Source organism: Blastomonas sp. CCH9-A1, from assembly GCF_001557175.1.
Taxonomy (GTDB): domain Bacteria; phylum Pseudomonadota; class Alphaproteobacteria; order Sphingomonadales; family Sphingomonadaceae; genus Blastomonas; species Blastomonas delafieldii_A.
On record NZ_LSHM01000029.1, the window covers coordinates 15,099 to 39,938 of the forward strand.

The following is a 24,840-nucleotide window of genomic DNA, read 5'->3' on the forward strand; positions in this document are numbered from 1 at the left end:
TTAGCCCAATTCGCGGCCGAAAGCCAAAAAGATGTGGCCGCACCCGTGAGCAACGGATGCGGCCACAGCCCCCCGGAAAATCAGCCAGTCGTCAGAAGGCGGCGGTTGCCGCGAACACGATCGTGCCGTCTGCGATCTGGCCTCCGCCGTTGCGGAACTTCTGGAAGTTCGGCAGCAGATAGGCCGATTCCGCGCGGGTGATGTCCGTATCGACATAGGAGACGCTGAGCGTCAGCGGCCCATAGACGTTCACTGCCGCGCCGATCGAATAATCCCAGTATTCGCCGGTGGGCGTCACGCTGGTACCGTTGGGGCCGAGACCGGGATTGCCCTCCGAATAGCCGATATGCGCGTTGATCGTCACGGGCGTGTCGGGGATGGCAACGCTGGCATCGCCAGCCAGGTACAGATTGTCCTGCTTCTGGCCACGGCTGAACGGCGTGTTCGAGAAGTTGCCGAGCGCTTCCTGCTTGGGAGCGTAATAGACCGCTGCGGTCAGCGAAACCGGCCCTGCGGTGCCCTTCAGCTTGGCATAGCCTTCGAAAAAGTCGGTGTTGTCGAAGCCGTCGGGGTACATGTACCAGGTCACGCCGACATCGATGCCGGCCGAGCCCACGGTGGTGGCATAACCGGCGAACAGATCGACCTCGAGATTGGGGCCGCCAAAGGTGCCCCAGCCGGCCAGGTTGGACCCCCATGTACCGACGTAGAAACCCGATTCGTGGTTGACGGTGAAGCCGCCCTGGACTGCCACGCCCTCGTCGGACTGCGAAACGCCGCGGAAGCGATAGTCGGACACCAGACCGACAGAGCCCGTGATCGTGATCGGCTTGGACTCCTCTTCCTGCGCAAAAGCAGGGGTGGCGACAGCCGACGACGCGAGGAGGGCGAGGCCCGCAAGGCCCCGGTGGAATTTGGACGTACGCATGTTTTTCCTTTCAACTGGATGCGTTTCGTCCCGCCTGCGCTGCAGTGGCTACTCTCTGTTTTTGCTGGCGTCCCTTGGCGCCACATATGGAGTGCTCACAATCAGCGACAGCAATGCTGCCCCGCTGTGCTGCGGTGCACAAGAGAAAAATGCTAATATATGCGGCTATTGTGAAAGATTGTGTCTTTCGCGCCACGGAAATGATCCGTTGCGGACCTTTATCGCGATGTTAACCGGATGGCACCACGGTATTACGCGATGTTTGCTCCGCTCTTGCCGATCCAGTCCGATTCGCGCGCCAGCGCGACTATCGATTCGCTGCTCGCGCGAATCGATGCGATCGGTACCGTGCTCGCGATACTGGCGCGATGGTCGGGTCGCTCGGCGGCCGAACCCGTTTCCGGACTGAGCGAACGCGCGGCGCTCGCGGCCTGGCTGACCCAGGCCGAGCCCATGGTCACCGCCCGAATGGCGACCGAGCTCGACGCGGCCTGCGCGGCACTGCAGGCTGGTCTTGCGGCGCTCGAACAGGCGCGTGGGCGCGGACATCGCGCCGAAGCGGCAGCGGCCCTGCTGTATCGCGAATCGCGCCAAGCCTTTGCGGATGTGCTCAAGCCGACGAGCGTCCATCCCGAATATTGCTGAAGCTGAGCGCAGGCTTTCCTTTGTTCCCGTTTTGTATTAGCAGGTGGCATGGACACGCGCCTGCCACAGACCCTGCGCTCGGCTGACCCGAGCGATCTGCCGATCATGCCCATCGCCTCGCCCGGCGGCCCGCCAGCCGGCGCGGCAGCGGTCGCGCGCGGAATCGGGCGGCTGTTCCGGCGCAATCAGATCTGGGTGGCCTCAGAAGTGGCCCTGCCCAATGGCAGGCGCGCCGATCTGATGGGCATCGATGCTCGTGGACAGATCATCATCGTGGAGATCAAGGTGGCGCGCACCGATCTGCTGGGCGATGCCAAATGGGGCGAGTATCTCGACCATTGCGACCGGTTCTACTGGGGGCTTTGTCCGGCGCTCGATTCAGGGCTGGTCGGTGGCGAGGCGTTTCTGCCCGATGTCACCGGGCTGATCGTCGCCGATGCCTATGATGCCGAGATCATTCGTCCCGCCGCCACGCGTCCGCTGGCGGCTGCCCGGCGCAAGAGCGAGACCCAGCGCCTGGCCGCTCTGGCGCTGCGGCGGTTGAACCTGATGCTTGACCCGCCGCCGCCCGACGAGCTCTATTAACCGCATTGGTTATTTTTTCTTGACATCGTCACGCTGATTTGGTACAAATCAGGAACATCGAGATGGAGCGAGTCGGGAGTGACCCGGCGACAGGCTCTCTCACTTATCCTGTGCCCTGCGGAGACGAACTTGTCCGACAGCCTGTCGGAGGAAAGCCTGTGCGCGTTCCTCGACCATCTTGCCGAAACATCGAACGTTTCGCTTTCGGCCAAGCGCGCCGGAGTGTCACGCTCGGCAGTCTATCGGTTGCGGGCGAACTGCCCGGCATTCAGCCATGGTTGGCAGATGGCGATCGCCACCGGCTATGACGAGCTTGAGTTCCGCATGCTCAAGACCGCACGCTTCGGTACGATCAAGCCGGTCAAGCGCCCCGACGGCAGCATCGGCAAGGCGACCGAATTCGACGATGCGCAGGGCCTGAAGCTGCTGATGGCGTACAAGCAGAGCGCCGAGAAGGCCCGCGCCGAGCAGCCACCCGATCCGCTGGTCGCCAGGAGCGCGCGCGATCAGCTCGCGGCGACGCTGGAGCAGATCCGGCAACGGCTGGATGCGGGCGCAGCAGAACAGGCAGTGCCGGATGCGACCGCGCCTGGCAGCCGATGACAGAATTTTCGCTGGCCGAACGGCTGGCGGCCATGCCGGGCGAGGCGACGCGGCTGTATCTGGACGGCCTTTCCGATGGCGCGGTGGCAGCGCTGGCGCATCACTGGCCGTTCTGGGCGCGCCCCCAGCAATTGCCGCCACCCGGGGATTGGCGCACCTGGCTGATCCTCGCCGGGCGCGGTTTCGGCAAGACGCGCGCCGGGGCCGAATGGGTGCGGTCGATCGGCGAGTCGGTCGCCGACGCGCGCATCGCGCTGGTCGCAGCGAACCTGGCCGAGGCGCGCAGCGTGATGGTCGAGGGGCAGAGCGGACTGCTGGCGATCGCGCCCGAGCAGGTGCGGCCGCACTGGGAGCCCTCGCTGCGCCGGTTGCGCTGGCCGGGTGGGGCGCAGGCGGTGCTGTTCTCCGCCGCCGAGCCCGAAGGGTTGCGCGGTCCCGAGCACAGCCATGCCTGGTGCGACGAGATCGCGAAATGGGACAATGCTTCGGGCCGCGCGATGGCGGCGTGGGACAATCTGCAGCTCGGCCTGCGCGTAGGATCGCTCCCGCAGGTCTGCGCTACCACCACGCCGCGGGCGGTGCCGCTGGTACGGCGGATGCTGGATGATCCGGGCCTCGTCATCAGCCGGGGCAGCAGCCATGCCAACCGGGCCAACCTGCCGCCCGCCTTCCTGGCGGCGGTCGAGCGGCATTATGGCGGCACTGCCCTGGGACGGCAGGAGCTCGACGGTGAACTGCTCGAGGATATCGAAGGTGCGCTCTGGAGCCGCAGCCTGATCGAGGCGCGCCGGGTGCGCTGGCAAGGCCACAGCTTGGTGCGCGTCGTGATCGGGGTCGATCCGCCTGCAGGGTCGTCCGGCGACGCGTGCGGCATCATCGTCTGCGCGCTGCAGGATGATGGCCGCGCGGCGGTGCTGGCCGATTGTTCGGTTGAAGGGGCCTCGCCCGAAGGCTGGGCGCGCGCGGTGGCAAACGCGTCCGAAGCTTGGGGCGCAGACCGGATCGTCGCCGAGGCCAATCAGGGCGGCGAGATGGTGGGCGCGGTGCTGCGCGCCGCGAACATCGCGCTGCCGGTGCGGCTGGTGCATGCGAGCCGGGGCAAGGCGGCGCGCGCCGAGCCGGTGGCTGCGCTCTACGAGGCGGGCCGGGTGGTCCATTGCGGCGCCTTTGCGCGGCTGGAGGACGAGATGTGCGGGCTAATGGCGGGCGGCTCCTATCAGGGTCCGGGCCGCTCGCCCGACCGCGCCGATGCTTTGGTCTGGGCGCTCACCGAATTGATGCTGGGACGGCGCGGTGCTCCGCGCATCCGATCGCTGGAGACGTGATATGGGATATTGGAAGCAGCTGGCGCTCGCGCTGAAAGGCGCGGGCGTCGCAAGGCCGGTGCTGGCACGCGCCTTCACCAGCCCATGGAGCCTGGCGCTCGCCGATCCGCCGCTCAGCCATGCCGAGCAGGTGCGCGCGGCCTATTGCGATAATCCGATCGCCCAGCGCGCGGTGCGACTGGTGGCAGAAGGGGTGGGCGGCGCGCCGATCACGGCTTCCGATCCGGAGATCGCCACGCTGGTGGCCGCGACGAGCGCGGGCCAGGGGCTGATGGAAACGCTGGCAGCGCATCTGCTGCTGCACGGCAACGGCTATGTCCAGATATTGCGCGACGCCGATGGCAGACCCGCCGAACTGTTCGCGCTGCGCCCCGACCGGGTGAGCATCGAGCCCGACGAGCGCGGCTGGCCCGCGGCCTATGTGTATCGCGTCGGCGATACGGCCACGCGATTGCCTGCGCAGGAGGGGGATGGCGCGCCGGTGGTCGTCCATATCAAGGCCTTTCACCCCAGCGACGACCATTATGGTCTGGGCTGCCTGGGCGCAGCGGCGCGCGCAGTTGCGGTGCATAATGCCGCGGGCCGCTGGAATCAGGCGCTGCTCGACAATGCCGCGCGGCCCTCGGGCGCGCTAGTCTATCGCCCCGACGAGCCGGGCGGCGTGCTGACCCCCGAACAGTTCGACCGGCTGAAGGGCGAGCTGGAGGCGAGCTTTGCCGGGCACGCCAATGCCGGGCGCCCCATGCTGCTTGAAGGGGGGCTGAGCTGGCAGAGCATGGCACTATCGCCGGCGGACATGGATTTCGTCGCGCTGAAGTCGAATGCCGCGCGCGAGATCGCGCTCGCCTTCGGGGTGCCGCCGATGCTGCTCGGCCTGCCGGGCGACAATACCTATGCCAATTATCGCGAGGCCAATCGCGCATTGTGGCGGGTGACGCTTCTGCCGCTCGCGGACAAGATCACCGCCGCCCTGGCCGAGGGGCTTGCGCATTGGTGGCCGGGGGCCGCGCTCTCGGTCGATCAGGACAAGGTGCCGGCGTTGTCCGAGGACCGCGAGCGGCTGTGGCAGCAAGTGGGCGCGGCAGACTTTCTCTCGCCGGAGGAAAAGCGCGCGATGCTCGGAATTGGGCTGGGGATCGGAACATGACGATGGATAGCGAAGACATGCTTGCCAGCCTTCTCGCGCAAGCGGCGGAGGAAGGCGCGGATGTCGCCACGCTGCGTGCTGTGGTCGAAGAGGCGGGCGATCTGGGCGCGGGCCGTGCGCTCGCCCGGATCGGCCTTGCCGATGCCGATGCAGGGGCGGACCTGCGCGAGCTGCGTGAACTGCTCCAGGGCTGGCGCGATGCGCGTTCGGGCATATGGGGCCAGGCCTTCGACAAGTTCGTGCGCGGCGTGATGGCGCTGCTGCTCGCGGCGCTCGCGGTGCAGCTGGGCCTCGGCGATATGCTGCAATGAGCCTGCGGCTGGCCGGCTATGCCGCGCTGTTCGACCGGGTCGACCGGGGCGGCGACATAGTGCGGCGCGGAGCGTTCCGGCGATCGCTGGGCGAGGCAGCGCGCCCGCTGCCCTTGCTCTGGCAGCACCGGCCTGATCGGCGCATCGGATCGGTGACGCTCGCGCAGGAGGACCGGCGCGGGCTGCGCGTCATCGCAGCGCTCGACGATACGGCGGATGAGGCGGTTGCTGCACTGAGAAGCGGCGCTGTGCGGGGGCTCAGCTTCGGCTATCGCGTCCGCCATGCCCAAGGCACGAGCCCGCGCGAGCTGTTCGATCTTGATCTGGTCGAGGTGAGCCTGGTCAGCGTGCCGATGATGCCGGGGGCCAGGGTGCACATGCTGCGCTGACCGCTCTCCGCCTTTCCCTGCCTTTCCCCATCTGCCCCGCCTCGGCGGGGTTTTTTGTGCCCGCAATCCGGGGGTTTTCCCCGTGTGAACCCAGAACGGAAGGAAGAAATGATGGAAATCCCCGCAAATCCCCTCGAACTGAAGGCCGAGGCCGATCCGCTCGAGGCCTCGTTCGACAGCCTGCTCGCGGCCGAAGAGCATGAGGAGCGCATCGCCGCGCTCGAGACCGGGCTCGATGGCGTGAAGAGCGATGTCGATGCTATCCGTGCCGAGAGCGCGACGATGCGCGAGCGGATCGAGCGGCTCGCCCGCACCGGTTCGCGCCCCTCGCTCGGCGGCGGCGAGGGCAAGGCGCCCGAGACCAAGAGCTTTGTCGATCAGTATCTGCGGCGCGGGCTGGAGACCGGCATCAAGAGCTTTACTGCCGCCACCGGCGCCGATGGCGGCTTTGCCGTCCCGCGCGAGATCGATGCGCTGATCGCCCGCACGCTCGCCGATATCTCGCCGATCCGGTCGATCGCGCAGGTCGTGCAGACCGGCACTGCGGGCTATCGCAAGCTGGTGACCACCGGCGGAACGCCCTCGGGCTGGGTCAGCGAGACGGCGGCGCGGCCCGAGACCGACACGCCTGCCTTTGCCGAAATTGCCCCGCCTTCGGGCGAGCTCTATGCCAATCCGGCGGCGAGCCAGGCGATGCTCGACGATGCCGCGTTCGATGTCGAAAGCTGGCTGGCGGGCGAGATTGCCGAGGAATTCGCCCGCGCCGAAGGGGCAGCGTTCGTCAATGGCAGTGGCACCAATCGCCCGCGCGGGTTCCTCAACGGCACGCCGACGCCGCAGGATGATGCCGTGCGCGCGTTCGGCACGCTGCAATATGTCGCCTCGGGCGCGGACGGCAATTTCGCCAGCGTCTCGCCCGAGGACCGACTGGTTGATCTGGTCCATGCGCTGCGCCCCGCCTATCGCCAGGGGGCCAGTTTCGTGATGAACTCGTCCACGTTGGCGCGTATCCGCAAGATGAAGAGCGATGACGGGGCGTTCCTGTGGCAGCCTTCGCTGGCAGCGGGACAGCCCGCAACGCTGCTCGGCTATCCGGTGGTCGAGGCCGAGGACATGCCCGATATCGCGGCGAACAGCCTGTCGATCGCGTTCGGCAATTTCCGTGCCGGCTATCTGATCGCCGAGCGCAGCGCGACGACCATCCTGCGCGATCCGTTCACCAACAAGCCGTTCGTGCATTTCTACGCGACCAAGCGGATCGGCGGCCAGGTGATGAATTCCGAAGCGATCAAGCTGATGAAGTTCGCCGCGAGCTGATCGCACAACCCTTGCCCGGACATCCCTGCCGGGATGGTGCCCGCGCGGTTTCCCCCTTGCCGCGCGGGCAATTGTTGCCCGCCTGAAATGGACACCCCTCGATGAGCGAACTCTTCTTTGCCGATCTGGTGCGCGAGACCAGCACCGGCACCGGCACCGGCGCGCTGATGCTCGGTGGTGCCACGCCCGGCCATCGCCGCTTCGCCGATGCCGTGCCCGCAGGCGCGCGCTTCCATTATTCCATTGCCGGGATAACCCATGAGAATCAGTGGGAAATCGGCGAAGGCGAGATCAGCGACGGTTCTCTTGTGCGCCATCTGGTCCTTGCCTCGTCAACCGGGGCTGCCGTCGATTTCTCTTCCGGGCTCAAGACGGTCACGCTCACCGTGGCGGCGCACTGGTTCGCGATGCGCGAGGACCGCTCGGACCATGGCCATGCGCTGGCGCAGATCGAGGGGCTGGTCGATGCCCTGGCTGCAAAGCAGCCGGCGGGGTCCTATGCGCCCTTGGCGCATGCGCATGATTATCTGCCACGCGATCCGGCGGGAAACTGGGTCGCAAGCAATGCCAGCCTGGGGGTCGGCAGTTCGGCTTCCTATGCCCGGCTCGAGGTGCGCGGGCCCAGCATCGCGGGCTATTCGCTGCAATTCGGCGGCGAGCTCCACAGCCGGTCCGGCACCCAATTCTATCTGGGCGATGCCCATTTCTATCTTCCCGATTTCTGGAACAGCGCGCCGGGTATCGGCTCGATCGCCGACCCGACCGGCGTCGCCGGGACATTGGGATTGTCGGCTTATGGCGGCCAGCCTGGCGGCAACGTGTTGATCGCAACGGCCAGCTTGAACGGCTATTCCAGCCGCGGCTTTGCTCCGGGCGCAGACAATCTGGTGCTGCTGGGGCGTCCCCAGTTGCGCTGGGCGGAGATTCACGCGGTCTCGGGCGCGATCAGCACGTCTGATGCGCGCGACAAATTGTGGATCGGCGCGATGGGCGAGGCCGAATACGCCGCCGCGATGGACATCATTGCCGAGCTGGGCTTCTTCCAGTGGCACGAAGCGGTCGAAGCCAAGGGGCAGGATGGCGCGCGGCGCCATTTCGGTGTTCGGGCCCAAAGCGCATTTGCCATCATGGAAGACCATGGGCTCGACTGGCGACGCTATGGCTGGTGCTGCCACGACACGTGGCAGTCCGACACCGGCGAGCAGGAGCGCTATGGCATTCGCAGCGACCAGCTCTGCCTTTTCCTGATGGCCGCCCTCGCACGGAAGCTGGCCGAACAGCAGATGGAAGCTCCTCATGCTGCGGGGTGATGCCCTTGGCTTGATGCCGGTCGCATCGGGCAATGCGCGCCGCGTGGCTGCCAGCCGGACCGGGCCCATGCCGCTCATGGTGCGCCCCTTTCAGACGCAACGGCCGGGCGCTCCAGCCCGGCTGCTTTTGCCGCGCCGCCCCTGAGCAGCGGTGCGTTTCCGCTCAACCTTTACCTGCAGGAGCAGCCAATGAGCCTGTTCGTCAAGGATCCGGACAGCCGGATCGATTATCGCGTCGATTGGGGCGCGGCCTATCTGGGTGCCAATATGCTGGTGTCCAGCAGCTGGTCAGTGGCACCGGCCATGGCGGGTGGCCTCGCCGTGATCTCCGACGGGCATGACGGGCTCAGCGCGACGGTCACGATCGACGGCGGCCAGCCTGGCGCGATCTACGCGCTGACCAACCGGGTCACGCTGTCCAATGGCGAGATCGACGAGCGTTCTGTCACGGTCCGCGTGGAGCCGCGCTGATGCCCATGATCACCAGCGAACCCGCCGCGCTCGCCCCGTTGGCGCTGGCTGAAGCCAGAGCATTCCTCAACATCTCCCGCGACGACGACGATGCCGTGCTGATCGGCCATCTGCGCAGCGCGGCAGAACTGTGCGAACAGTTCATCGGCCAGTCGCTGCTTGTCCGGCAGCATCGGGAGGCGATCGCGGTCTCGCGCGAGTGGCAGAAACTTGGCGCGGCGCCGGTGACCGCGATCACCGGGGTGCAGGGCATCACCAGTGCAGGCGAGAGCTTTGCCTTGCCGAGTGACGCCTATGCGATCGAGCTCTCGCCCGATGGCATCGGCCGGGTGCGGGTGCTGCATCCCGGATCGGCGAGCCGGGTGGAGATCCGCTATCTCGCCGGAATCGCCGCGCATTGGGCAGAACTTCCCGAAGCCTTGCGCCAGGGCATCGTCCGGCTGGCAGCGCATGTGCATCTGGGGCGCGATGGAGGGGATGCCGCGCCGCCCGCGATGATCGGCGCGCTGTGGCGGCCCTGGCGCAGGGTGCGGCTGTGAGCGCGCGCTTCGGCAGCGTGCTGCTGCGCCGCGCTGCGCAGATCGGCCAACGTCGGGTCGAAACGCTGGCCGAGAAAGCCTGCATCGAGATCGGCATCATCCTGCCCGATATCGGGATTGCAAGGGATCGCGGGCGGATACGCCTGACCGGGCGCGGGCTGCGCCGCCGCTGGTGGCTGAATGCCGCGTTGCGCTGGCTGGGGAGATTGCTGCGATGAGCCTCGAGCAGGATTTTGCGCTGGCTGCGATCGACTGGCTGGCGGGCGATGCGGCGCTGATGGCACAGGTCAATGGCGTGTTTCATCGCGCCCCGGCGCGCATCGCTGTGCCCTATGCGCTGCTCGACGACGTGCTGGCGACCGATTGGGGCACCAAGGATCGGCCAGGGCGCGAGCTGCGGCTGGCCTTTTCGATCCGCGATGGATCGCAGGATGCAGGCCCGGTTTCCGCCATCGCTGCGGCGCTCGAAACCCGGCTGATGGCGATGCCACCAAGCGGCAGCGGCTATCGGCTGGTCAGCCTCCATCCCTTGCGCAGCCGCACCGTGCGGATCGGCGAAACCTGGCTCGTCACGCTCGATTATCGGGCGCGGCTGCTGGCCCCCTGACGAAAGGACCAAGACATGACGGCGGAAAAAGGCAGCGCCTTCCTGCTCAAGATCGGCGATGGCGCAAGCCCCCCCGCCTATCGCACCGTGGCGGGTCTGCGCACGACGCAGATGGCGATCAATGGCGAACCGGTGGTGATCACCCACAAGGGCAGCGGCGGCTGGCGCGAGTTGCTGTCGGGCGCCGGCGTGCGATCGGTCTCGGTCTCGGCGGCTGGATTGTTCCTCGGCTCGGATGCCGAGACCGCGATCCGCGTGCATGCGATGAACGGTACGCTCGACGAATATGAGCTCAGCTTCGAGAGCGGCGCGCGGATGCGTGGGCGGTTCCTTGTCGCGCGGCTCGAATATGCCGGCGATTTCAACGGCGAGCGCAATTACTCGCTCGCACTCGAAAGCTCCGGCGCGGTGACGAGCCTGTGAGCGCCGTGGCCAACCCGGTGCGCGGCGAGGCGATGCTGGCGCTGGCGGGGCAGGATGTGCTGCTGCGTCCGAGCTTTTCCGCCCTGGTTGCGGCGGAGCAGGAAATCGGCCCGCTGTTCGATCTGGTCGAACGCGCTGCGGCCGGACGGCTGGGCCTGGCCGAGCTGGTCGCTCTGCTCTGGCATTGCCGCGAGGCCGCGACCTGCCCGCTCGATCGCGACGGTTTTGCCGAGGCTGTCGCTGAAGCCGGGCTGGCGGCGCTGACCCCGGTGCTGAAAATCCTGCTCCGGCAGATTCTGCAGGGCCGATGAGCGCTACACTCTTTGCCGATGCGGCGCGGGTGCTCGCGGGCTTGGCGGCGCGGCTGCTCGGTTGGCGACCTCAGGAGTTCTGGCAGGCCACGCCCGACGAACTGGCGGCGGCGCTGACCGTGCCCGGCGACCCCGTCGCGGCGCCGCCTTCGCCCGAGGCGATAGCGGCGCTGTGCGCGCTGTTTCCCGATCGATCGGAGACACGAGATGGATGAAGAGATCGAGCAGCTGCTGGTCAGCGTGCGCGCCGATACCCAGGGCTTTGGTCGCGATGTTGCGGTGATGCGCGGGCAGATCGACAGCACGCTGATCGAGGGGCTGGGCCGGGCAGGCCAGGTGCTCGAGCGCGGGTTGCTCGCCGCGATCCGGCGCGGGTCGCTGGGCTTCGAGGACCTGAAGCGCATCGCGCTCGCGGTGATGGAAGAGATTGCGGCAGCCGCGATCGAAAAGGGGCTGGCCCCGATCGGGCTGGGCAGGGGGGATGGTGGCGCATCGCCGGTGGTCGGCCTGCTTTCGGGTCTGCTCGGCCTGCCGGGTCGCGCGACCGGGGGGCCGGTGACCGCAGGACGTCCCTATCTGGTCGGAGAACGCGGACCCGAACTGTTCGTGCCGCAGGGCTATGGCCGTGTCGAGCCGCGTGGGGGCGGCGCGGGGCGCGACGTGCGTGTCTCGATCAGCATCAACGCTCCAGCTCAGGCCGCGCCCGCTGCGATGCAGGCCTCGAGCCGCCAGGTCGCGCGCGCCGTGCGCCGCGCGCTGATGGAGGGTTGAGCCATGGCCTATTGGCTGTGCGATGCGCGCCGCGACCAGGCATCGAGCCATATCCAGCGCTTCGATCCGCGCTTCTGGACGGTCAACTTTCCCCGCCCGATGATGGCGTCGGTGGTGACTACCGCGCCCGATGCACTGCGGGTCGATCTGCAGTTTCACGATCGCGATGCGCTCGCCGGGCTGATCTGGGAGAGCGAGGACCGGTTCGATCACCCGCTGCTCGCCTATGCGACCGAGCGCGACTATCGCCGTACCACGCTCAGCTTCCATTGGCGATCGTCGGGGGTCAAGCCGCTCGATGCGGTGCATGGTCCGACGCTGACGATCGAGGGGCGCGATGCGGCCGGCGCGCTGCGCAACTGGTATGTGCGGCTGTGGAACTATGCCGTCGGCACGCCTGAGGATGCCCGGATCACCTTGCCCTTTTCCACGCTGGCGGGCGGCTTCGCGCTGCCGGGCGAGGCCGATCCGGTGCATGCGGCGGACATCGACCGTATGTTCATCTCGCTGGTTCCGCCGAGCTATGACACCAGTCCGGGGGCGCTGGCATTCGCTGCCAATGGCTGGGTCGAACTGACAAGTATTTCCTGCGAAGGCGCGGGCGCGGTGCTCGAGATCGGCGACGTGCTGGTGCCGCCGCATGGCCTGTCGATGGCGACCGCCTATGACGACAGCTTCAACCTCACGCCCGCGCGGATCGTGCGCAACATCGTCGGTCTGGGCTATCGCGGGTCGATCAACCATTATGTCGGGATGAGCCATTATTTCTCGCTGGCGCGCACCGGCGGGGAGCTGCTGGTGACCACCGCAGGCGGCGCGATCAACCCGCCCTGCGCCGCCTGGCACCGCAACCTGGCGTCCGAGGCCAAGCGCTTCGGCCTCAGCCCGATCATGTCATTGTCCTACGAGCTGTTCGACGCGCATTGCCCGGCGGACTGGAAGCAGCGCGCGGAGAATGGCGATCCGGCGCTGACTGGCTGGGTGCCGCCCTCGACCCTGCTCAGCCCGGCCAATCCCGATGCCATGGCCTATCTGCAGGCTGTCGGAGCGGCATTCGGTCAGGTCCTGGCGGAAGCAGGCCTGCCGGTGCGCTTCCAGGTCGGCGAGCCCTGGTGGTGGATCATGCCCGATGGCCGCATCTGCCTGTATGACGATGCTGCGCACGCCGCCTTCGGGTCTGCGCTCGTCTCGATCCCGACGCTCCGCGCCTCGATGAATGCCGCGCAGCGTGCCATGCTCGATCAGGCAGGTGCGATGCTGGCGAGCTCGACGCTGGCGCTGGTCGATGCGGTGCGTGATGCGGTCGCGCCGCAGCCAGTGGAATCCCTGCTGCTGGTGTACCTCCCGACCGTGCTCGATGCGGAAGCGCCCGATGCGCGGCGCGCCAATGTACCGGTCGGCTGGGCCTGGCCGGCGTTCGATGTGCTGCAGCTCGAGGATTATGACTGGGTGATCGAGGGCAGGTTCGCCGAGCAGCAGACCGGGCTGGCGGCGATGCAGCAGCGGCTGGGCTATCCGCTGGCGCAGCAGCATTACATGAGCGGCTTCGTGCTGCTTCCCGAACAGAAGGCTGTCTGGGAAAACATCGCACGTGCGGCAGACATGGCAAAGCAACGCGGGGTGCCCGAGATCCTGATCTGGGCGCTGCCACAGGTCACGCGCGACGGCTTTACCTATTTCGATCTGGCCAGCGAAGGAGACGCCGCGATGCAGGCCTTTGACGACGTGCTGTTTCCGCTGGCCATCGGCCGCGAGGCGGAGTGCACCAGCCGCTTTTCGACCCAGGTGTTCCAGTCGGTGAGCGGGCATGAGACGCGCAATAGCCTGTGGGCCGATGCGACCCTGAGCTTCGATGTCGGTCCGGGCGTCCGATCAGAGGCGGATTGCGCCGAATTGATCGCCTTCTTCCGTGCCAGGCGCGGGGCGGCGCGGGGCTTTCGGCTGCGCGACCCGCTCGATTGGAGCTCGGCCGAGGGGGCCACGCCGCCGCATCATGCCGATCAGTTGCTCGGCGAGGGCGATGGCGTGCGATCGGAATTTGCGCTGGTGAAAAGCTATGGCGACCCGCCCGACGGCCAGCAGCGACGCATTACGCGCCCGGTGACAGGATCGGTGCTGGTGTCGGTGGACGGGATGCCGGCCACTGGCTGGACGCTCCAGCCCGGCGGCATCGTTCGCTTCGCTTCGCCGCCCTCCACCGGTGCCGAGGTGCGCGCGGGCTTTCTGTTCGACGTGCCGGTGCGCTTTACTACTGATGAACTGACCGTGGGCGCGGCCACCTTTGCGGCGGGCGAGGCGGTATCGGTGCCGCTGGTCGAGATCCGCGAGGCTATATGAGGACGCGCTGGTTCGATCGCCCGCTCGAGACGATCGCAATGCTCTGGCATGTCGAGCGGCGCGACGGAATCGCGCTCGGCTTTGCGGCACATGACCGCGATCTGGTGATCGATCATGTGCGCTATCAAGCCGCGCCGGGCATGCTGCCATCGGCGATCGAGATGGATGACGGGCTCGACCCGCTCGACATGGATGTCGGCGGTGCGCTCAGCCACGATCTGATCCGCGCCGACGATCTGCAGGCGGGGCGCTGGGACGAGGCCGCAATTCGCATGGGCTTGACCGATTGGGAACGCCCGGACGAGGGCATTGCCTGGTTCTGGCATGGCCATCTCGGCGCGGTGTCGGTGCAGGGCCAGCGCTTTACCGCCGAGCTGCGTGGCATCAAGGCGCGGCTGGATGCGCCCTATGCGCCCGCCGCCTCGCCATCGTGCCGTGCGGATTTCTGCGGGCCGGGCTGCGGACTCAGCCGCGCGCAGTTCGAACGGGTGGTGCCACTGGTGTCGGCTGACGAGACTGGCCTGGTTCTTGCCGGCCTGGAGGCGGACGATGCCGCCAGGTTCGATCATGGCCTGCTGCGCTGGATCGGCGGGGCCAATGCCGGGCTGCAGAGCAGAATCCTCGGCCATGACGGCGCGGCGCTGCAGCTCGACGTGCCGCCGCCCGAGCCCGCACAGCCGGGCGATCTCGCCTTGCTGGTCGAAGGCTGTGACAAGGCCTTCGCGACCTGCTCGGGCCGGTTCGGCAATGCGATCAACTTTCGTGGCGAGCCGCATCTGCCCGGCAATGACCTGCTCACCCGGTTTGCGACCTTCTGACATGGACGACGGACACAGGCTCGCCGCCGCCGCGCTCGATCTGGTCGGCTGCCCCTTCCGTTTGCACGGGCGCGATCCGGCCACGGGTCTCGATTGCGTCGGGCTGGTCGCGGCGTCGCTCGAACGGATCGGGCGCGGCGTCGATGCGCCATGCGACTACCGGCTGAGCGGCGGCTGCCTCGACCGGTTCGACGGCTGGGCGGCGATGTGCGGTCTGGACCGGGTGGCCCAAAATGCGCCGGGCGCGCCGGGCGACGTTCTGCTGTGCGAGCCCGGCGTGGGGCAATTTCATGTGCTGGTCGATGGTGATGCGCTGCTGGTGCATGCGCATATCGGCCTGGGACGGGTCGTCGCAGCGCCATCGCCTTCGCCCTGGCCGGTGCGGCGGCGCTGGCGGCTTCAGCAAGGATAGAGGCTTTGGCAACTCTGGTATTGAGCACCGTCGGCACGCTGGTCGGAGGTCCGCTGGGCGGCGCGCTGGGCGCGCTGGTCGGGCGCACGATCGATCAGACCGTCCTGTTCCGTCCAAGGGATCGAGAGGGGCCGAGGCTCACCGATCTGGCGGTGCAGAGCTCGCAATATGGCAGTCCCTTTGCTCATGTGCATGGCCGCGTTCGGATCGCCGGGACGGTCATCTGGGCGACCGACCTCAAGGAGCGCAAGGTTCGTGAAGGCGGCGGAAAGGGCAGGCCGGGGACGACGCGCTACAGCTATTCGGTGAGCTTCGCCGTCGCGCTCTCCGCGCGGCCAATCGAAGCTGTCGGTCGAATCTGGGCCGAGGGCAATCTGCTGCGCGGCCAGGACGGCGTGTTCACCAGCGAAACCGGTTTTCGCCTGCACCTTGGCCATGACGACCAGCCGCTCGACCCGCTGATCGCCGCTGCCGAAGGGCCGGGACAATGCCCGGCCTATCGCGGCCTGGCTTATGCCGTGTTCGAGGACATGGCCTTGGAAGAATTCGGCAACCGCATCCCTTCGCTCACCTTCGAGGTGATCGGAAGTGCCGAGGATGTGGCGCTGGGTCCGCTGATTGCCGACCTGACCGCCGCCGGGGTGCCCGAGGGCGATGGGTCGGTCACCGGCTGGAGCTTGCCGTCCGAAAGCCGACGCGATGCGGTTCAGGCGATTGCCGCTGGATTTCCGGTCTCGCTGGTCGAGCAGGATGGTAAGTTGCGGACGATCTGGCGCGAAAATGCGCGGGGGCCTGTGAGCTTCATTCCGGAGTCCGCTCTGCTGCCGCGCGATGCATCGGACATGCGCGCGTTCGAACGTCAGCGGACCGCGCCGACATCGGGCGCGCTGGCGCTGCGCTATTATGATCCCGAACGCGACTATCAGCCGGGGCTACGCCGGAGCGGCAGCAGCGGGAGTGGCCGGGCGCAGCAGATCGACGTGCCTGCGGTGATGACCGCCGCGCGAGCCCAGCAGCGGGTGGAGCAGCTCGTGCAACTGGACCGCGACGGGCTGGAGCGATTGCACCTGCGCGTTACCCTGTTCGATCCTGCGCTGCAGCCGGGCCGGATCGTGACTGTCGAAGGCGTGGCCGGGCATTGGCGGGTTCAGCATTGGCAATGGCGGGCCGAGGGGATCGACCTTGCGCTGGTCAGCCTGCGCACCCGCCCGTCCCCGCTTGCTGCCGGCAGCGATCCGGGGCGCAGCGTGAACACCCCTGACGCTGCCATCGGCGCGACCGTCCTGGCGCTGTTCGACCTGCCTTCCCCGATGGATCGGCCCATGAACCATCCCCATATCGCTATCGCTGTGGCCGGCGCTTCGGCAGGCTGGCGCGGGGCGACCGTCTATACGCGGGAGGCCGATGGATCGACCGGCGAGCCGCTCGACTTCCTGCGGGTCGGCGCCACCATGGGCGAGGTGCTCGTGCCGCCGACCCATGGCACGGCACTACTGCGCGACGATCGCGCGAGCATCACCGTACGGCTGGTGCGCGATGGTCCGCTCGTCCTTGCCAATGCCGATGACGATGCGCTGGCAAGCGGGGCCAATATGGCAATGGTTGGCGCCGAGCTGTTGCAGTTCGCGCGCGTGGAACCGCTTGGCAATCGCACGTTTCGCCTCACGCGTCTGTTGCGCGGGCGCGGCGGAACCGAGGATTGGATAGCTGACCACAGCGTGGGCGAGGGCTTCGTGCTGCTCACCGAGGCGCTAGGGGTGGTCGATCCCGATCGGATCGGTCCCGGGCCGGATTTTCGCGCAGCGGCGCAGGGCAGGGGCGATGGGGCTCCGGTACATGCCGCTCTCGCCGGCCCGGGCCGGGCGGTGCGCCCGCTTTCGCCGGTCCATGGACGGATCGAACGTGAGGAGGACGGCGATCTGACAATCCGCTGGACGCGTCGCAGTCGCAGCGGCTTCGCCTGGCGGGATCTGCTCGATGCGCCGTTGGGTGAGGAATTCGAGGCCTATCGGGTTTCGATCCTTGCCGATGGCATCGCAGTCGCTGCTTTCGAATGCGCGTCGCCAATGCTGGTGCTTGATACCGTTACAGTCGCCGCACTCGCTGCGGCCGCGAGCGAGCTCGTCGAGGCTTCCATCGTCCAGCATGGAGCATTCGGCGTGTCACCGCCGCTCATCGTTCCGCTGGAGCTCTGAAACGATCCCGTCCCGAACGGCGAAAGCGCGAGGCCGAGCCGTGGGGCCCGCACCGGGAGACGGTCGTCACGCTCCTTGTCCCTTTCTCTCAGCCGCGCGAAAGGCCAGCTATGTCATTTACCCCAAATTTCTCGATGCCCATGCTTCATCCGGCACAGGCACAGAAGGAAATCACCCATAACGAGGCCCTGGTGCTGGCGGATGCGCTATTGCGCGGCGCCGTGAAGGCCATGCTGAACGACCCTGCGCCGCTCGCGCCTGCACCCGGTCAGGCGTGGATCGTGGGCCCCGCCCCCATCGGTGCCTGGGTCGGCCAAGCAGGGAAGATCGCCATCTGCACGGATGGGGGGTGGCGATTTGCCACCGCGCCGGCCGGGATGCAGCTGCGCGATGACATGGCGGCGGTCTGCCGAAGGTTCGATGGCAGCGCATGGTCTGCCTATCCCCCGATCGCCGCGCCGGTGGGCGGATCGATTGTCGACGCAGAGGCTCGCGCGACCCTTGCCGCGGTGCTCGCAGCGCTACAGCAGGCGGGGCTGGCCAGCGTTACGTGATTGATCTCAAGCCTAATATGCGTTTATGATTCGGTGTGTTACTCTCGGTTGCGCTGCCTTGTCCGACAGGCTGCAGCAGACGTGCATTTTTTGCGTGGCACCCCCTGAAATGGCGACATTTTGGCAACAGTCCGGCCAAAACCGCGCTTGCGTGGCAACTGTCTTGGCGTTAGTAACGTTGCCGAGTTGTCGTTCCAAATCCTACTTATAAGGGGAAAATCTATGCGCAAGTTAGTCGTTGGACTGGCGTTGGCATCTACCGCCCTGACGACGCCGGCTTTCGCCCGCGACGGTCAGTGGTATGTCGGTGTCGAAGGCGGCGCCATGATCGTCGAAGACATCGAGTTCGATGTCGGCGCTCTGAACAACGCCACCATCGTTGATTCGGACACCGGATACGATGTCGGTGCGGTCGTCGGTTACGACTTCGGTCCGTTCCGTCTGGAAGCAGAAGTCAGCTACCGTGAAGCGGACCTGACCGACGTTCAGACGCAGGTTGGCATCTCGCGCGGTGCCGCTCCGACCGCTATTGGTCGTTTTGCCTCGGTTGGCAGCGCCAATGCGCTGGCATTCATGGTCAACGGCCTGATCGACTTCGGTCCCGATGACGGCCTTCAGGGCTTTGTCGGTGGCGGCGTCGGCGTCGCTCGTACCGACTTCAACGGTTCGACCCAGCCGGGCACTGGCCCCTATATCGACGATTCGGACACCGGCTTTGCCTGGCAGGTTCTGGCGGGCATTCGTGCTCCGATCAGCGACAGCTGGGACGTGGGTCTGAAGTATCGCTTCTTCAACAGCGATTCGGTCGATCTGCTGAGCGTCAACGGACGCGAGTTCGACGGCCGCTTCCGCAGCCACTCGATCCTGGGCAGCATCATCTACAACTTCGGTGGTGAAGAAGCGGCTCCGCCGCCGGTTTGCGAGAAGGGTCCGTACATCGTGTTCTTCGACTTCGACAAGTCGAACATCACGCCGGAAGCTGCGACCATTCTCGACAACGCCGTTGCCGCTTACGGCAGCTGCGGTTCGGTGCCGGTCATGCTGGCAGGTCACGCTGACCGTTCGGGTGCTGCCACCTACAACGTGGGTCTGTCCCAGCGTCGTGCCGACTCCGTCAAGGCCTATCTGGTCTCGCGGAACATCCCGGCCAGCGCCATCAGCACCCAGGCGTTCGGTGAAACCCGCAACCGCGTTCAGACCGCCGATGGCGTTCGTGAACTGCAGAACCGTCGCGTGGAAATCACCTACGGTCCGGGTTCGGGTATGTAAGCCAAACGCTGGACCTACGGGTCTGGTAACAAAGAGGGTCGGTCTTCGGACCGGCCCTTTTTTGTTGGGGCGCCATGGCTGGCATGTCGCCTGCTTGCCCAAGGACCACGTCGCGCTTATGTAGGGCGTATGGACACTCCATCAGCCGACATCATCCTGACACCCGCTGCGGCCAAGCGCGTGGCCGCAATTGCTGCCAAGCAGCAAAAGCCCGCCATCCTGCGTCTCGCGGTGGAGGGAGGCGGCTGCTCCGGATTCCAGTACCGCTTCGGCCTTGCCGATGCGCCCGAGCCCGACGATATCGTCACCGAAACCGATGGCGTCTCGCTGGTCGTTGACGATATCAGCCTCGATCTTGTTCGCGGCAGCGCGGTGGATTTCGTGGAATCGCTTGGCGGGTCGGCATTCCAGGTCACCAACCCCAACGCTGCATCCGGATGCGGTTGTGGTTCCAGTTTCTCGATCTGAATGCCTGCTGGCCTGATGGGGAACCCGAACCGCCGGTTTTCGTATTGAGCGGCAAGGCAAAGGACCGGGGGTGCAGATGAAATCCAGCCAGCATCATGCGATCGTCGCTCGATCGCAGCGAAAAATCGCCTGCAATCACAGGGGCCGTGCGTGATCGATCCCGCTATGGCGCCCGATGCGCAGCATCGCGATCCCGAAGCCCCGGGCCATATCAGCCCGCATGCCATGACGCGGCTGGAGGCTGGCCGGGTTGCCGGCATAACCCTCACCGTCCTTGCTGTGGTAGGTGTCGCCTGGTTGCTGATGGAACTGACGCAGTTCCTGCTGCTCGTCTTTGCAGCGCTGGTGCTGGCGGCGATTTTCTCGTCCATCGCGCGCCGGGTTTGCGATTTTACCGGAATGAAGCGCGGGCCGGCCCTCGCCATTTCCGTATTTCTGCTGCTGGCGGTCTTCGCCGGAGCTTTCACGCTGTTCGGTTCGCAGATTGCCGATGAGTTCGACACCATTCAGCAGAGCATTCCGCCCGCAATCGATCGGGTAGAGGCGCAGCTGGACGAGGTGGGCTTGGGCGAGCAGGCGCGGAAGATCGTGCAACAGGGGAGCGGCGATCTTTCAAGCCTGGCGTCGCGGCTCGGCGGGTTCGCGATGACCGCGACCAACGCGATCGCCAATTTCGTTCTCGTGTTCGTCGGCGCGATCTTTATCGCAAGCGATCCGAGTGTCTATCGGCGCGGCCTGCTGCTGCTCCTGCCGGCCCGTGCCGAGCAGCCGGTTTCGGACGCCCTGGATGACGCTTCGCGGGGCCTGCGCGGCTGGATGATGGGCCAAGGCGTCTCGTCGATCGTGGTGGCGGTATTGACCGGCGGCGGGCTGTGGGCGCTGGGCGTGCCGGCCTCGGGGGGGCTGGCGATCATCGCCGGACTGCTCGACATCATCCCCATGGTCGGGCCGGTCATCGCGGGCGTTCCGGCTGTCCTGCTCGCTTTCACCGTGTCGCCGACCACAGCCTTGTGGACGGTCGTGCTCTTCCTGATCGTCCAGCAGATTCAGGGCAATTTCCTGCAGCCCATGATCCAGAAACAGGCGGTCGATGTGCCTCCTGCGGTGCTGCTGTTCGCGGTCGTCGCCTTCGGGCTGGTCTTTGGCTTCCTGGGCGTGCTGCTCTCGGCTCCGCTTACTGTCGTGACCTATGTCATGGTCCAGCGGCTTTACGTGAAGACCCTGCTCGGCAAGCCGATCCGGATCGCCGGGCAGGACTGAACCCGCCCGGCCGACCGGTCCCGATCAGAGCGGCCGCAATCAGAGCGGATTGCCATCCTTGTCGCGGAACACCTCGCGCCGGCCGACATGGTTGGGCGCGCTGATATAGCCGTCCTCCTCCATGCGTTCGACCAGCCGCGCGGCGCTGTTGTAGCCGATACGCAACTGCCGCTGCAGCCAGCTGGTCGAAGCCTTCTGGCTTTCGAACACGATCTGACAGGCGGCGCGGTACATCTGCTCTTCGGGGCTGTCGTCGAGACTCGCGCCATCGAGCGCGAAGCCGCCATCCTCGGGCTCTTCGGTCACTGCCTGGATGTAATCGGGCTGGCCCTGGCCGCGCCAGTGGTCGGCGACACGGCGCACCTCCTCATCCGAGACGAAGGGCCCATGCACGCGCTCGACCTGCTTGCCGCCGGACATGTAGAGCATGTCGCCCTTGCCGAGCAGCTGCTCCGCGCCCTGTTCGCCCAGGATGGTGCGCGAATCGATCTTGCTGGTAACGTGGAAGCTGATGCGGGTCGGCAGGTTGGCCTTGATCACGCCGGTGATGACGTCGACCGAGGGGCGCTGCGTCGCCATGATCAGATGGATCCCTGCTGCACGCGCCTTTTGTGCGAGCCGCTGGATCAGGAATTCCACCTCCTTGCCGGCGGTCATCATCAGGTCGGCGAGTTCGTCGACGATCACCACGATCTGCGGCATCGGCTCGTAATCGAGCTGCTTCTTCTCGTATTGCGGCTGGCCACTGACCGGATCCCAGCCGGTCTGTACCTCTTCGCCCAGCGGCAGGCCCTTGGCCTTGGCGACGCGCACCTTGTCGTTGAAATTGACGAGGCTGCGCACCTTGAGCTCGCTCATCATCCGATAGCGCTCTTCCATCTGCTCGACCGCCCATTTGAGCGCGCGCACCGCCTTGGCGGGCTCGGTCACCACGGGGGAGAGCAGGTGCGGAATGTCGTCATAGATCGACAGTTCGAGCATCTTCGGGTCGATCATGATCATGCGCAGCGTTTCCGGCGTCATCCGGTAGAGCAGCGACAGGATCATCGCGTTGAGGCCGACCGACTTGCCCGATCCGGTGGTGCCTGCGATCAGCAGGTGCGGCATGGGCGCGAGGTCGGCGATCACCGGATCGCCCGAAATATTCTTGCCCAGGATGACCGGGAGCTGACCGCTATTCTCGGCAAAATGGCTCGATCCGATCATCTCGTGCAGCACGACCGCGTCGCGATGCTGGTTGGGCAGCTCGATGCCCAGTTCCTTGCGGCACGGAATCGCCGCGACGCGCGCGGAGCGTGCCGACATGTTGCGCGCGATATCGTCGGCGAGCTGGATGACGCGATTGGCCTTGATGCCCGGCGCAGGCAGCAGCTCGTAGCGGGTGACGACCGGGCCGGGGCGCACCGCCGTGATCTCGCCCTTGACGTTGAAGTCACTGAGCACGGTCTCGAGCAGGCGCGCGTTGCGCTCGAGCGCGATCTTGTCGAGCGCAGGGCCGGTGCTCGACGGCGGCGGGTCGAGCAGGTCGACCGAGGGCAGCTCATAGGGACCGAAGAAGTCGCCCTGCTTGCTCTTCGGGCCAAGCTGCGCCTTGGCGGGACGTAGCGAGGGCTCGGTGATTTCCGGGGGCGGACGGTTGTCTGGAACCGCTTCCTTGCGCGGCGCGGCGAGTGCCGGACGACGCGGCTCAGCAGCATCGTCGAGCTCGTCCATGTCGTCTTCGTCAATGACCGGGCCGATTGGGCGACGGAACAGCGCCTCGGGCATGCTCACCTTGATCGGCGGCATGCGCAGCAACCCGCGCTCCAGCCCCAGCGCCTTCCAGCCAAGCGCCGCGCCGACCAGCCCCAGCAGCGAAGCGCTGCCATAGAGTGCCCAGGAAGCGCCAGCAGGCGGCAGGAATGCGGCAAGGAACTGGATGCCGCGCGCACCCATCATGCCGAACAGGCCGCCGGGCCCTGCCGGGAAATGCGGCGCGGATTCACCGAACAGGACAGCGGCAGCAATTGCCAGGAACAGCATGCTGAGCAGTGTCGCGATGACCGAGCGGCGCCAGTGGCCGAGCGGCTGGTTGATCCAGAGCCGGTGCGCCTGCACCGCGGTGATCGGCAGCAGTAGCGCGCTGGCCGGGCCGCCGAGGAACAGCATGAAATCGGCAATCCATGCGCCGCTTGCGCCCATCCAGTTGTCGACGCCGCCGCCTGCGGCCGTGTTGAACGACGGATCGGTCTGGTGATAGGTCAGCAGCGCGATGGTGGTGAAGGCGACCAACGCAAACAGCAGCAGCGCCAGAATCAGGCTGCCGCTGCGCATCAGGCTCTGACGCATCAGGTCGCGCCAGTCGGGCGCGTTTCTGGTGGCGGCGCGGCTGGCCATAACCTTGAATTCTCCGGCAATATGGTAAATGCCGCCCATTTTGCGCAGACCATGGACTCCGCGTCAAGCAAGGACTTGGGACGGACTCCGCGCAGCTAGCCCCTGTTCAGTCGTCTGCAGACCGCCTACATTGGCGCGCATGACAGGCAGCATCACCTTGGGTAACCATAGCGACATCCTCATCATGGGCGCAGGACCGGCGGGGCTTTCGCTCGCGCTAGCAGCAGCGCGGCATGGCCTCAGCGTCCGGGTGATCGACCGGATCACGCCTGAGACGCTCGCCGATACTGCGTTCGATGGCCGCGCCTCTGCACTCGCTTCGACCAGTTGGCAGATGCTGCAAAATCTGGGACTGGCCGACAGCCTATGGCGCGATGCCTGTCCGATCGACCGGATCGCGGTCAGCGATGGCCTGCGGCGAGGTTCGCTCGATTTCGATGCCGGGGTCGATGGCATGGGCGTGATGCTGCCCAATAGCCTGCTCCGCGCCGCGCTCTATCAGGCCGCGAGCGCCGATGCGGATATCGATCTGGTCATGGGGGCCGAGGTTGCGTATCGTGCTGTCGATGCGCACCGTGCGACGGTGAGCCTGGCCGATGGCCGCATCTTCACGGCTTCGTTGCTGGTCGGCGCGGAAGGCCGCGTATCGCCGACGCGCGATTTGGCCGGGATCGGCCTCAACCAATGGTCGTATCGCCAACGCGGCATCGTTACCGCCGTGACGCTGGAAAAAGGTCATCAGAACACCGCGTTCGAGATTTTCTATCCCGATGGTCCGCTCGCCATCCTGCCGCTCAACGATGATGACGAGGGCCGGGCGATGGCCTCGATCGTCTGGACGGTGCCCGAGGGCAAGGCGGATGCCTGGACTTCGCTGTCCGACCGCGCGTTCGGCGCTGCGCTGACCGAGGCGAGCGGCGGGTTTCTCGGGGCAATCACACCGATCGCCCCGCGCAGCAGCTGGCTGCTGACGCTGTGTCAGGCAAGCGACATGGTCGCGCCGCGCATCGCGCTGGTAGGCGACAGCGCGCATATCATCCACCCGATCGCGGGACAGGGGCTGAACCTGGGGCTGCGCGATGTCGCGGCGCTCGCCGATGTGCTGGGCGAGGGCGCGCGGCTGGGGCTCGATCCGGGCGATCTCGCGCAATTGAAGCGCTATCAGCAATGGCGGATGCTCGACAATGCGATGATGGCCTCGGCCACCGACGTGCTCAACCGGCTCTACGGCCTCCCCGGCAAGGCGCCCTCGCTGGTGCGGCGCATCGGCATGCAGCTGGTCGGGCGCACGGGCCTGATCCGGCGCTTCATCATCGACGAGGCGCGGGGAACAAGCGGCGACCTGCCCGAACTGCTGATGGCGAGCGATTGATAGCTTTGCCCTTGGGCGCTCAAGTCAGCTGCTCGACGTCATTCCCGCGAACGCCGGAAACCCGCTTTGTGCCCACCTCTCAGAAGAGCGGGGCCCC

The 24,840-nt window shown here is 66.6% G+C and carries 28 protein-coding genes; 26 read left to right on the forward strand and 2 right to left on the reverse strand.

All coding sequences use genetic code 11. The features are described from left to right. Positions 1 to 91: 91 nt before the first annotated feature. Positions 92 to 928: a TorF family putative porin gene (locus tag AX725_RS07780; RefSeq protein ID WP_060979502.1), complete on the reverse strand. Its 837-nt coding sequence runs from the start codon at positions 926 to 928 to the stop codon at positions 92 to 94. Positions 929 to 1,186: 258 nt separating this feature from the next. Between AX725_RS07780 and AX725_RS07785 the strand changes: the two genes are divergently transcribed. The 25 genes from AX725_RS07785 to AX725_RS07905 all read left to right on the forward strand — a co-directional run bounded on the left by AX725_RS07785 (position 1,187) and on the right by AX725_RS07905 (position 20,995). Further along, a complete protein-coding gene (locus AX725_RS07785; RefSeq protein ID WP_066044271.1) occupies positions 1,187 to 1,573 on the forward strand; it encodes a hypothetical protein in 387 nt (128 codons plus the stop codon). 105 nt (positions 1,574 to 1,678) lie between these two features. Further along, positions 1,679 to 2,158, forward strand: a complete 480-nt coding sequence (locus AX725_RS07790) for an MmcB family DNA repair protein (RefSeq protein ID WP_060979512.1) — start codon at positions 1,679 to 1,681, stop codon at positions 2,156 to 2,158. A gap of 129 nt (positions 2,159 to 2,287) precedes the next feature. Then, entirely contained in the window at positions 2,288 to 2,761 is a 474-nt protein-coding gene (locus AX725_RS07795; RefSeq protein WP_066112679.1) for a hypothetical protein, read from the forward strand. Beyond that, positions 2,758 to 4,086: a DNA-packaging protein gene (locus tag AX725_RS07800; RefSeq protein WP_060979499.1), complete on the forward strand. Its 1,329-nt coding sequence runs from the start codon at positions 2,758 to 2,760 to the stop codon at positions 4,084 to 4,086. Before AX725_RS07795 ends, AX725_RS07800 begins: the two co-directional genes overlap by 4 nt. A gap of 1 nt (position 4,087) precedes the next feature. After that, a complete protein-coding gene (locus AX725_RS07805; protein ID WP_060979498.1) occupies positions 4,088 to 5,233 on the forward strand; it encodes a phage portal protein in 1,146 nt (381 codons plus the stop codon). Beyond that, the gene (locus AX725_RS07810) at positions 5,230 to 5,544 is read left to right on the forward strand and encodes a DUF6127 family protein (RefSeq protein ID WP_208598033.1); all 315 of its coding nucleotides are present in this window, start codon (positions 5,230 to 5,232) and stop codon (positions 5,542 to 5,544) included. The genes AX725_RS07805 and AX725_RS07810 overlap by 4 nt, the downstream gene beginning before the upstream one ends. Beyond that, entirely contained in the window at positions 5,541 to 5,933 is a 393-nt protein-coding gene (locus AX725_RS07815) for an HK97 family phage prohead protease (protein ID WP_060979496.1), read from the forward strand. The genes AX725_RS07810 and AX725_RS07815 overlap by 4 nt, the downstream gene beginning before the upstream one ends. A 108-nt stretch (positions 5,934 to 6,041) precedes the next feature. Further along, a complete protein-coding gene (locus AX725_RS07820; RefSeq protein WP_060979495.1) occupies positions 6,042 to 7,250 on the forward strand; it encodes a phage major capsid protein in 1,209 nt (402 codons plus the stop codon). Positions 7,251 to 7,351: 101 nt separating this feature from the next. After that, positions 7,352 to 8,560 carry a tail fiber domain-containing protein gene (locus AX725_RS07825; protein WP_060979494.1) on the forward strand — a complete coding sequence of 403 codons (1,209 nt, stop codon included), beginning with the start codon at positions 7,352 to 7,354 and terminating at the stop codon, positions 8,558 to 8,560. 189 nt (positions 8,561 to 8,749) lie between these two features. Further along, a complete protein-coding gene (locus AX725_RS07830) occupies positions 8,750 to 9,031 on the forward strand; it encodes a phage fiber-tail adaptor protein (protein WP_060979493.1) in 282 nt (93 codons plus the stop codon). After that, positions 9,031 to 9,570 carry a head-tail connector protein gene (locus tag AX725_RS07835; protein ID WP_060979492.1) on the forward strand — a complete coding sequence of 180 codons (540 nt, stop codon included), beginning with the start codon at positions 9,031 to 9,033 and terminating at the stop codon, positions 9,568 to 9,570. The genes AX725_RS07830 and AX725_RS07835 overlap by 1 nt, the downstream gene beginning before the upstream one ends. Beyond that, complete coding sequence (locus AX725_RS07840) at positions 9,567 to 9,788, forward strand: hypothetical protein (RefSeq protein ID WP_155645927.1); 222 nt, start codon at positions 9,567 to 9,569, stop codon at positions 9,786 to 9,788. The genes AX725_RS07835 and AX725_RS07840 overlap by 4 nt, the downstream gene beginning before the upstream one ends. Beyond that, entirely contained in the window at positions 9,785 to 10,177 is a 393-nt protein-coding gene (locus AX725_RS07845) for a DUF3168 domain-containing protein (RefSeq protein WP_060979490.1), read from the forward strand. Before AX725_RS07840 ends, AX725_RS07845 begins: the two co-directional genes overlap by 4 nt. A gap of 15 nt (positions 10,178 to 10,192) precedes the next feature. Then, a complete protein-coding gene (locus AX725_RS07850; protein WP_060979489.1) occupies positions 10,193 to 10,600 on the forward strand; it encodes a phage tail tube protein in 408 nt (135 codons plus the stop codon). 32 nt (positions 10,601 to 10,632) lie between these two features. Further along, positions 10,633 to 10,911: a GTA-gp10 family protein gene (locus AX725_RS07855; RefSeq protein ID WP_060979511.1), complete on the forward strand. Its 279-nt coding sequence runs from the start codon at positions 10,633 to 10,635 to the stop codon at positions 10,909 to 10,911. After that, a complete protein-coding gene (locus AX725_RS07860) occupies positions 10,908 to 11,126 on the forward strand; it encodes a phage tail assembly chaperone (RefSeq protein ID WP_060979488.1) in 219 nt (72 codons plus the stop codon). The genes AX725_RS07855 and AX725_RS07860 overlap by 4 nt, the downstream gene beginning before the upstream one ends. Further along, positions 11,119 to 11,682 (forward strand): hypothetical protein, encoded by a 564-nt coding sequence (locus tag AX725_RS07865; RefSeq protein WP_060979487.1) that lies wholly within the window; start codon positions 11,119 to 11,121, stop codon positions 11,680 to 11,682. The genes AX725_RS07860 and AX725_RS07865 overlap by 8 nt, the downstream gene beginning before the upstream one ends. Before the next feature lie 3 nt (positions 11,683 to 11,685). Further along, a complete protein-coding gene (locus AX725_RS07870) occupies positions 11,686 to 14,019 on the forward strand; it encodes a DUF2460 domain-containing protein (RefSeq protein ID WP_060979486.1) in 2,334 nt (777 codons plus the stop codon). Continuing rightward, positions 14,016 to 14,837 carry a phage/gene transfer agent baseplate hub protein gene (locus AX725_RS07875; RefSeq protein ID WP_066114000.1) on the forward strand — a complete coding sequence of 274 codons (822 nt, stop codon included), beginning with the start codon at positions 14,016 to 14,018 and terminating at the stop codon, positions 14,835 to 14,837. Before AX725_RS07870 ends, AX725_RS07875 begins: the two co-directional genes overlap by 4 nt. 1 nt (position 14,838) lies before the next feature. Further along, positions 14,839 to 15,249: a hypothetical protein gene (locus tag AX725_RS07880; protein WP_060979484.1), complete on the forward strand. Its 411-nt coding sequence runs from the start codon at positions 14,839 to 14,841 to the stop codon at positions 15,247 to 15,249. 5 nt (positions 15,250 to 15,254) lie between these two features. Further along, entirely contained in the window at positions 15,255 to 17,444 is a 2,190-nt protein-coding gene (locus AX725_RS07885; protein WP_067513050.1) for a phage tail protein, read from the forward strand. Positions 17,445 to 17,578: 134 nt separating this feature from the next. Next, positions 17,579 to 17,998, forward strand: coding sequence for a DUF2793 domain-containing protein (locus tag AX725_RS07890; RefSeq protein ID WP_231733286.1), 420 nt, complete (start codon positions 17,579 to 17,581; stop codon positions 17,996 to 17,998). Positions 17,999 to 18,220: 222 nt separating this feature from the next. Continuing rightward, complete coding sequence (locus AX725_RS07895) at positions 18,221 to 19,267, forward strand: OmpA family protein (protein WP_066117400.1); 1,047 nt, start codon at positions 18,221 to 18,223, stop codon at positions 19,265 to 19,267. Between the two features lie 129 nt (positions 19,268 to 19,396). Next, entirely contained in the window at positions 19,397 to 19,735 is a 339-nt protein-coding gene (gene erpA, locus AX725_RS07900; RefSeq protein WP_060980317.1) for an iron-sulfur cluster insertion protein ErpA, read from the forward strand. A 150-nt stretch (positions 19,736 to 19,885) separates the two neighbouring features. Then, complete coding sequence (locus AX725_RS07905) at positions 19,886 to 20,995, forward strand: AI-2E family transporter (RefSeq protein ID WP_208598135.1); 1,110 nt, start codon at positions 19,886 to 19,888, stop codon at positions 20,993 to 20,995. 39 nt (positions 20,996 to 21,034) lie between these two features. Here AX725_RS07905 and AX725_RS07910 read toward each other — a convergent pair whose 3' ends face one another. Then, positions 21,035 to 23,371: a DNA translocase FtsK gene (locus tag AX725_RS07910; RefSeq protein ID WP_060980334.1), complete on the reverse strand. Its 2,337-nt coding sequence runs from the start codon at positions 23,369 to 23,371 to the stop codon at positions 21,035 to 21,037. A 139-nt stretch (positions 23,372 to 23,510) separates the two neighbouring features. Here AX725_RS07910 and AX725_RS07915 point away from each other — a divergent pair, with 139 nt between their 5' ends. Further along, a complete protein-coding gene (locus AX725_RS07915; protein ID WP_060980319.1) occupies positions 23,511 to 24,743 on the forward strand; it encodes an FAD-dependent monooxygenase in 1,233 nt (410 codons plus the stop codon). Positions 24,744 to 24,840: the final 97 nt, after the last annotated feature.